Source organism: Kitasatospora sp. NPDC050463 (assembly GCF_040655255.1).
Classification (GTDB): Bacteria; Actinomycetota; Actinomycetes; order Streptomycetales; family Streptomycetaceae; genus Kitasatospora.
Genome location: NZ_JBFAJO010000232.1, coordinates 1 through 1,202 on the forward strand (window position 1 = coordinate 1; position 1,202 = coordinate 1,202).

At 67.0% G+C, this 1,202-nt stretch carries 1 protein-coding gene; it reads left to right on the top strand.

The features are described from left to right. Positions 1-1,067, top strand: a 1,067-nt coding sequence (locus AB0J08_RS41695; protein ID WP_360645451.1) for an arabinofuranosidase catalytic domain-containing protein, incomplete at its 5' end; no start/stop codon positions are given. Positions 1,068-1,202 lie beyond the last annotated feature (135 nt).

The following is a 1,202-nucleotide window of genomic DNA, read 5'->3' on the forward strand; positions in this document are numbered from 1 at the left end:
CGGCGACCAACGACGGCGCCAACGTCGTGCAGTACAACGACTGGGGCGGCACCAACCAGCAGTGGCAACTCGTCCAGGTGGATAAGGGCACCGGCTCCGGCCCGTGCGACATCTACGGCGCAGGTGGTACGCCCTGCGTGGCGGCGCACAGCACAACGCGCGCCCTCTACAGCGCCTACAACGGAGACCTGTATCAGGTCCGACGCTCGGACAACACAACCCGCAACATCGGCGTACTGACCCCTGGCGGTGTCGCCAACGCGGCGGCCCAGGACTCCTTCTGCGCAAACACCACGTGCGTCATCACGGTCGTGTTCGATCAGTCCGGGCGTGGCAACGACCTGTGGTACCAGGGTTCCAGCGTGGTCCCGGGCTCACCCCAGACCCGCCCGGCCGTAGCGACCACCGAATCGCTGACGGTCGGCGGCAGCAAGGCCTACTCGCTGTACATCAACCCCGGGACCACCTACTGGCGCGACGGCCACCTGACGGGCATCCCGACGGGCAGCGCACCCGAGGGCATGTACATGGTCACCAGCGGTACGCACGTCAACAGCGGCTGCTGCTTCGACTACGGCAACAGCGAAACCACCCGCAAGGCCGACGGGCCAGGGGCCATGGACGCCATCTACTTCGGGACGAGCTGCTGGTTCGGCGGCTGCTCCGGAACCGGACCCTGGGTGCAGGCCGACCTCGAATGGGGCCTGTTCCCAGGTGGCAGCAGCACGTGGAACCCGAACCAGCAGGCGTTCACCAGCAAGTTCGTCACGGCGACACTCAAAAACAACGGGACGTCGCGATTCGCGATCAAGGGCAGCAATGCCCAGGCCGGAAGCCTGAACACCCTGTGGGACGGCGCGCTTCCCCACGAGCCCAACGTATACAGCCCGATGAAGAAGCAAGGCGCCATCGTCCTGGGCAGTGGCGGCGACTGCTGCTCACCCGAGGTAGGCAACATCAACGACAGCGCGGGCACGTTCTACGAGGGCGCCATGGTCTCGGGCTACCCGTCGGATGCGACCGAAAATGCGGTCCAGGCGAACATCGCCGCCGCCGGCTACCGATGAGCCAGACCCAGCCGCCGGCCTGACGGGTACAAGCGGTGGGGGGGGCGCGGCGGGGGGGCCGCCCCCGGGCCCCCCCCCGCGCACAGCAGAACGAGAGCTCCACAGCAACGTCCACACAACACAATAAGACTCAGA